This window comes from Pseudomonas sp. CFBP2511 (assembly GCF_030209255.1).
In the GTDB taxonomy this organism is placed as follows: domain Bacteria; phylum Pseudomonadota; class Gammaproteobacteria; order Pseudomonadales; family Pseudomonadaceae; genus Aquipseudomonas; species Aquipseudomonas avellanae.
In genome coordinates this window covers 37,962-44,612 of the sequence record NZ_JARVSI010000033.1, presented here as the reverse complement: position 1 = coordinate 44,612, position 6,651 = coordinate 37,962, and the positions used below count along the sequence as shown (strand labels likewise).

General features: G+C 60.9%; 6 protein-coding genes. 1 reads left to right on the top strand and 5 read right to left on the bottom strand.

The window, feature by feature from the left end; all coding sequences use genetic code 11:
- Positions 1-223: 223 nt before the first annotated feature.
- A complete protein-coding gene (locus QRN38_RS25895) occupies positions 224-853 on the bottom strand; it encodes a response regulator (RefSeq protein WP_005768051.1) in 630 nt (209 codons plus the stop codon).
- Positions 850-2,898, bottom strand: coding sequence for a sensor histidine kinase (locus QRN38_RS25890; protein WP_010209112.1), 2,049 nt, complete (start codon positions 2,896-2,898; stop codon positions 850-852). The genes QRN38_RS25895 and QRN38_RS25890 overlap by 4 nt, the downstream gene beginning before the upstream one ends.
- A 78-nt stretch (positions 2,899-2,976) precedes the next feature.
- Here QRN38_RS25890 and QRN38_RS25885 point away from each other — a divergent pair, with 78 nt between their 5' ends.
- A complete protein-coding gene (locus QRN38_RS25885; protein WP_057418000.1) occupies positions 2,977-3,963 on the top strand; it encodes an alpha/beta hydrolase family protein in 987 nt (328 codons plus the stop codon).
- A 30-nt stretch (positions 3,964-3,993) separates the two neighbouring features.
- Here QRN38_RS25885 and QRN38_RS25880 read toward each other — a convergent pair whose 3' ends face one another.
- From QRN38_RS25880 to QRN38_RS25870, 3 genes are all read right to left on the bottom strand, one after another.
- A complete protein-coding gene (locus QRN38_RS25880; protein ID WP_054089814.1) occupies positions 3,994-4,761 on the bottom strand; it encodes a TerB family tellurite resistance protein in 768 nt (255 codons plus the stop codon).
- The gene (gene murU / locus QRN38_RS25875) at positions 4,762-5,433 is read right to left on the bottom strand and encodes an N-acetylmuramate alpha-1-phosphate uridylyltransferase MurU (protein WP_007244441.1); all 672 of its coding nucleotides are present in this window, start codon (positions 5,431-5,433) and stop codon (positions 4,762-4,764) included.
- Between the two features lie 79 nt (positions 5,434-5,512).
- On the bottom strand, positions 5,513-6,538 hold the full coding sequence (locus QRN38_RS25870; RefSeq protein ID WP_285362785.1) for an aminoglycoside phosphotransferase family protein: 1,026 nt from the start codon (positions 6,536-6,538) through the stop codon (positions 5,513-5,515).
- Positions 6,539-6,651: the final 113 nt, after the last annotated feature.

Sequence of the window (6,651 nt, the reverse complement as noted above, 5' to 3'; positions counted from 1 at the left end):
GACGCTCTGCGTCACAAAAGAAGACGCGCAGCGTCCAGAACAGCATGCCGACGCGGAGCGCCGCACGATAGTGGTCGTGGTTGAGGTTATCGTTCCGCACGCTCCAGCGTGGGAATGCAGTGCGTGACGCTCTGCGTCACACAAAGAAGACGCGGAGCGTCCAGAACAGCATGCCGACGCGAAGCGCCGCACGATAGTGGTGAGCAGTGTGTCGTTTTCAGACTCAGAGCAGTTTGTGCTCCATCGCGTATTTGACGAGATCGGCCAGTGAGTTGAGTTTCATTTTCTGCATCAGCCGCGCTTTGTGGGTGCTGATGGTCTTGCTGCTCAGGGCCAGTTGCTGGGCAATATCATTGACGTTGGCGCCCTGCGCCAGGCGCTCGAACACCGAGAACTCGCGCTCAGACAGCAATGAGTGCAACGGCCGGCTATCGGTGAGACCTACTTCAAAGACCATGCGGTCGGCCAGGTCCGGGTCGATGTAACGCCCGCCCGCCGCAACCCGACGAATCGCCGTCAGCAGCAGCGCCGGGTCGCTGTCCTTGGTCGCGTAGCCGGCTGCACCGACTTTCAAGGCGCGTGCAGCCATCTGCGCCTCGTTGTGCATCGACAACACCAGAATCGCAGGCGGATGGGTCAGTGCGCGAATCCGCGGAATCGCCTCAAGGCCATTCACGCCGGGCATGGAAATATCCAGCAACACCACTTCGCAGGCCACATGGCGCAGGGTCTCGAGCAACTGCTCGCCGTTGCTGGCCTCACCGACCACTTGCAGGTCTCTGGCCAGACCAATCAACTGCTTGATCCCTTCACGCACGATGGTGTGGTCTTCGGCTACCAAAACACGAATCACTGGCTTCGCTCCTGTGCGGTGGGGTCCAACGGAATGTAGGCGCGCAAGGTTGTGCCTTCACCGGCCTCGCTGTCCAGTTCCAGTCTGCCGCCCAGCATCAACACCCGCTCGCGCATCCCGACCAGACCGAATGAAACCGCCCTGCCCGACTCGACGACAAAACCCTGGCCGTCATCGGCGACGGTCATGCACATCATGCCGTCTTGCAGCGTCAGGCTGATCTCCACCGTGTGCGCCTGAGCGTGGCGCATGACGTTGGTCAGCGCCTCCTGAAGAATCCGGAACATGCCCGTGGCCCTGGCATCACTAAGCGCCGGGAGGTTGTCCGGCACCTGCACCAGACAAGGAATCTGCGTACGCGCCTCGAAACGGCGCGCCTGCCACTCGATAGCGGAAGCGATGCCAGCGTCGAGAATCGGTGGCCGCAATGCAGTGGCGACGTCTCGCACCAGTTGAAACAATTGAGAAATAAGGCGCTTCATGCTGTCCAGACGTTCGCTCAAGCCTGGGTCAAGATCGGCATACGCCAGCTCGCACATGGATGTTTCCAGCTTCAAGACGGTCAGCATCTGACCCAGCTCGTCATGAACTTCCCTGGCAATACGCGCCTTCTCTTCTTCACGCACGCTTTCCAGGTGCGCCGACAGTTCACGCAACTGATCGTGAGCGCGGCGTCGTTCGCTGACATCACTGAGAAACACCACCAGGTATTCCGCGTCACGAAAACGCAGGAAGCTCAGCGAGACATCGGCAGGCAGAAGACTGCCATCGGCGCGCAGGCAGTGGGTTTCGAACACCTGCGCACTGTCCTCACTGGAGCGTGCGTTCTTCCACAGATTAAGCCAGCGGTCCATGTGCAGGTCGGGCTCGAAGTCGATCAGCGGACGCTCGACCACTTGCCCCGGCGCATAGCCCAGCATGGACTCAGCCGCCCGGTTGGCATAGCGCACGCGACTGTCCCAATTGACCCAGAGAATACCGACGGTGCTCTGATCAATGGAGAATTGTGCCAGTCGCAGCGCCTCTTCGCTTGCAACGCGACGGGCCAGATGTTCACGCCCGGCCAGCAGTTCCTGCTCCAGCGCCTGCTGCTGACGGCGCTGCCAGATCACGATGGCGAAACAGGCCAGCAGCATCACCAACAGTAAAATGCACAGGTTTTTCCAGAGCTTCGTCGATTCACTGAAGTGCGACGGGGTCAGCGGCATCCAGCGCGCATGCAGTTGCTCCAGCTCCTTGGCAGGAACCGCCCGCAAGGCTTCGCTGACGATCGCCGCCAGCTCTGGCGCGTCGCGGCGTGACGCCACACGCAACAGTTGTGGCAGGCCGGTATCGCCGACCACCGCCAGCCCGGCAAACTCCGGCTCACGCAGCAAGCGACTGAGTTGTGCTTCATCCACCACGGCATAGCGTGCCTGCTGGCTGAGCAGCAATTGCAGCGCCTGACGCTCCAGCGGCACCCCTTGCAGGTTCAGGTGCGGAAAATTGCTGCGCAGGTAATCGGCAGTAGCGCTTGGCATACGCACCGCGACCCTGGAAAGGCTGTCGAGTTTTTCCAGGTCCACGGCGGTGCTGCCGTCACGTTCACCGATCAACAGTTGCGATACGCGCAGATACGGATCGGAAAACAACCACAGACGCAAACCCGCCGGGGTCTGCATCAAGCCGGGGGCGACGTCGATTTCTCCGTTGCTCAGAGCTTTTTCCAGTGAGGCCTGATCGACAAAGTTTCGCCACAGCAACTCGACAGGCAGCGTTGCCGCCAGCGCGTTCATAAGGTCGACGTTAGCGCCGGACAGTTGCTGCAAACGCTGATCGAACTGGGCGTAAGGCGCACGCAGCACCAGACCAACCCGCAACGGCCCATGCTGATCGAGCCAGCCACGCTGTGCCGGGCTCAGTTGCGCAAGCGCGGGCGATTGCGGCTCATCGGCCTGTGTATTCGCCATGTGAACCATCAAGAGCAAAGCCATGCAGCCGATAAAACCGGTGCGCAGAAGACGAATGATCACTGTGTCGCTCTCGTGTGTTTGCATGGCAGCCATGTGCCATTCAGGCTCAGGACTGACAAAAACCGATCAACCCATTAGGCTGCCGGTACAGTTTCCGGCTTGGAATATCCGATGTCCTACACCTTTCGCGCAACGTTTCCCGCACTGTTTCTGTCATTGATGCTCCCTAGCGCCCTGCCCGCGCTGGCAGCCGACCCGGCGCCGGCCAAGGATGCCGCTGCCCAGGCACCTGTCGAACGGGCACCGCTGCTCAGCCGCTCACAGGAAGACGCCATAGCGCTGGAACGTCAGTTGCCTCGCGAGGATCAGCAGCAACTGCAGGCCGGAGACGAAAGTTTTCTCGCGCTCTGGAAGCCGGCAAACACTGACGCGCCGCAAGGCGCGGTCATCATCCTGCCGGGCGACGCCGAGTCTCCGGACTGGCCAGACACCGTTGGCCCGCTGCGCCGCAAGTTTCCTGATGTCGGCTGGTCCAGCCTGAGCATCACCCTGCCGGATGCGCAGGACAACACACTGCTGCCCCGCGAACCCGATGCCGCTGCGGGCGATGCGAACGCAGCCAAACGTGAAGAAACGCCAAAGGACGCCGCCGCAAAAGCGCCAGACCCTGCTGCTGAAGCTGAGGCTCTGGCGGCAGTTGCAACCGCAAAGGCAGCCGCCGACGAAGAGCGCAACAAGGCCCAGGCCGAGCTGATTTTTGCGCGAATTGAAAGTGCGATCAGCTTTGCGCAACAGAACAAGGCGCGCAACATTGTGTTGCTCGGCCATAGCAGCGGCGCGTATTGGGCGGCCAGGTTCCTCAATGAACGCCCCTCGCCTGCCGTGCAGAAACTGGTCATGGTCGCTGCCCGTGAGCCCGTCGATGCGGCGCCGTCACTGCTGGCGATGGTGCCCGGCCTGAAAATCAAGACTGCCGACTTCATTTACAAGAACCCGGAGGACCAGGCAGCCAAAGCACGTTTGCAGGCCAGCAAGCGCGCCAAAGGGCCAGGTTTCACGCAGGTCGGGCTGATCAACATCGTAGGCAATGAAGAAACTGAACAGGAACAGATGTTTCGCCGCATTCGTGGCTGGGTAGAGGCTAAAGAGGAAAAATAAGCGCCGGCATGTGGGCCGGCGCGCAGTCAGTCATGCAAAGCCGCGGCGCGCCTTCACCACCCGATAGGCATTGTGCAACTCGCTGGTTTTCTCGGTCGCCACCCGCACTTGCTGCGCGTTGGCACCCGAGCCTGCAATCTTGTCCGGGTGATGCCGACTGAGCAGCCGCCGATAAGCGCGCTTGATGCTTAACGGGTCGGTGTCCGGTTTTATCCCCAGCAAGGCCATCGCCCCCTTGTAGTCATCGCCGCTGCTGAGGGGCGCACGCTTCATGGGGTCATGATCGGCCGCCAGCGCTTCAACCTGCTGTTGCGACCAGCCCAGCCACATGCCCCACACCCCGATCAGTTCGCGCTTGACCCGCGAAGCCTTGCCATCCGCCCAGGCCATGCGCCAGCAGGCACGTAACATATCCTCGGCAATGTCCGACTGCCCCTGCAAGCCACGCAGGTAACTACGCAGGCCGTCGGCGCCATCACGGCCACGCTTGAACGCATTGATAGCGCGCAACTGGTCGGCTTCTTTCAGATTGATGCGGCGCATCTCGGCACGTGCCTGCTGGATATGACTGGCCACAACCCGCCCGTCACTCTTGGCCAGACGACCCAGCAGCACGAACAACAGCTCGTCCTCAGGTATCGCTGCCCGCCCGCCGAGACGTTCGCGCAGGTGCGCCCAGCTCTGCAGCTTGAGCCGCCGATCCAGCGCCTGCCCCAGTAGCGCCCCGAGCATGGCGCCCGGAATACTGGCGATCGCATAACCTACGCCAGCGCCAATCAGTGTGCCGGGCCAGAGCATTCAGCGCGTCTCCGCAAGCGACTGCTCGACTTCTGCCAGGCGTTCATGGGTGCCGACATCGACCCAGCGCCCTTTGAAGTGCTCACCCGTTACCAGCCCTTGATGCATGGCCTCGCGCAACAACGGCGCAAGCTTGAAGGCACCAGGCTCGCAGTCGGCAAACAGTTGCGGATGCAGGATGGCGATGCCGCTGTAGGTCAGGCGCAGGCCAGCCGAATCGTCATCGCGCACCTGGCCGTCGACCAGCGAAAAATCGCCGGTGGGGTGGTGTGCGGGGTTGTCGATCAGCACCAGATGCGCCAGGCCGGCAAGCGGCATGCGCAATGCGCCGAAATCGTAATCGGTCCAGACGTCACCGTTGACCACCACAAAAGGCTCGGTGCCCAGCAGTGGCAACGCCCGCTGGATACCGCCGCCGGTTTCCAGCGGCTGACCTTCGGCGGAATAGCGGATGCTCAGGTCGAAACGCTGACCGTCCCCCAGGTAATCCTCGATCTGCTGGCCCAGCCACGCATGGTTGATCACCAATTGGTGAAACCCTGCTGCACGTAAGGCGTTCAGGTGGTACTCGATCAACGGAATGCCGCCCGCACGCACCAGCGGCTTGGGTGTATGCAGGGTCAACGGGCGCATTCGCTCGCCTTTGCCGGCGGCGAGAATCATCGCTTTCATGCAGTCCTCTTCAAACAATCAATCTCTCATTCAACCTGGCAGTCTTTAAAAGCGTCCGCTTTTCACAACGGCCAGCCCCTCAGACAGCTGTTTCTGCCGGCTGCTGCAAACTGGTCAGCAATTGACCGAATTGGGCCAGCTCCGGGCGCTTCGACAACACCGCTTCTATGTAGGCAAAAAAGCGCGGGACATCTGCCAGATAGCGGGGCTTGCCGTCGCGATGACAGATCCGCGCGAAAATCCCGATCACCTTCAGATGACGCTGTACGCCCATCAGGTCACTGGCGCGCTCGAAAGCTGAAAAATCTTCCTGCACCGGGATACCCAGCGTACGCGCCTGATCCCAGTAAGTCCTGAGCCAGTCGCTGACGCGCTCTTGCGGCCAGCTCAAAAATGCGTCCTTGAACAGGCACGTCACGTCGTAGGTGACCGGCCCGTACACAGCGTCCTGAAAATCCAGAACGCCGGGGTTGGGTTCGCTGATCATCAGGTTGCGGGGCATGTAGTCGCGGTGCACCAGCACTTTGGGTTGTGCCAGGGCGCTGTTGATCAGCAACTGGCTGACCTGCTGCCAGTCGGCCAGTTGCGCCTCGTCCATCTCGACACCCAGATGGCGCTTCACGTACCACTCAGGGAACAGCTCCAGCTCACGGCGCAGCAAGGCTTCGTCATAGCTGGGCAGCGGCGCGTCCATCGGCAATTGCTGGAAAGCCAGCAGCGCCTCGATCGCTTCGGCAAACAACCCATCGGCGTTGTCTGCGTCAATCACATCCAGATAGGTCTGACGGCCCAGATCGTTGAGCAGCAAAAAGCCTTGCGTCAGGTCTTCGGCATAAATTTTTGGAACATTAATGCCCGACTTTTCCAATAAATGAGCGATATCCACAAACGGTTTGCAGTTTTCCTGCGGTGGAGGGGCGTCCATGACAATAAAAGTTCGGGCCCCACCCTCCCAGCGAAAATAACGACGAAAACTTGCGTCACTGCTGGCCGCAGTCAACGTGGCCGGGGGCACAGCGCCCCAATTTTGCGCCGCAAACAGCGCTGGCAACTGCTCATCGAGCCAAACTTTCAGCGATTGCAGGCGTATATCTTGATCTGACATTACAAGGGTCTCCGACGGCGCTAGCCGTCAAGCGGGTCATGCTTTATTATCCGGAATCTTTTTCAGCCCATCGAGAGGCGTGCGGCCCCCCCGCGGGCAGATGGCGCGCAGGA

Bases quoted from the DNA above. Each gene is read 5' to 3' on its own strand.
- QRN38_RS25890 (WP_010209112.1), bottom strand. From the start codon at position 2,898: ATGGCTGCCATGCAAACACACGAGAGCGACACAGTGATCATTCGTCTT.
- QRN38_RS25885 (WP_057418000.1), top strand. From the start codon at position 2,977: ATGTCCTACACCTTTCGCGCAACGTTTCCCGCACTGTTTCTGTCATTG.
- QRN38_RS25880 (WP_054089814.1), bottom strand. From the start codon at position 4,761: ATGCTCTGGCCCGGCACACTGATTGGCGCTGGCGTAGGTTATGCGATC.
- murU (WP_007244441.1), bottom strand. From the start codon at position 5,433: ATGAAAGCGATGATTCTCGCCGCCGGCAAAGGCGAGCGAATGCGCCCG.
- QRN38_RS25870 (WP_285362785.1), bottom strand. From the start codon at position 6,538: ATGTCAGATCAAGATATACGCCTGCAATCGCTGAAAGTTTGGCTCGAT.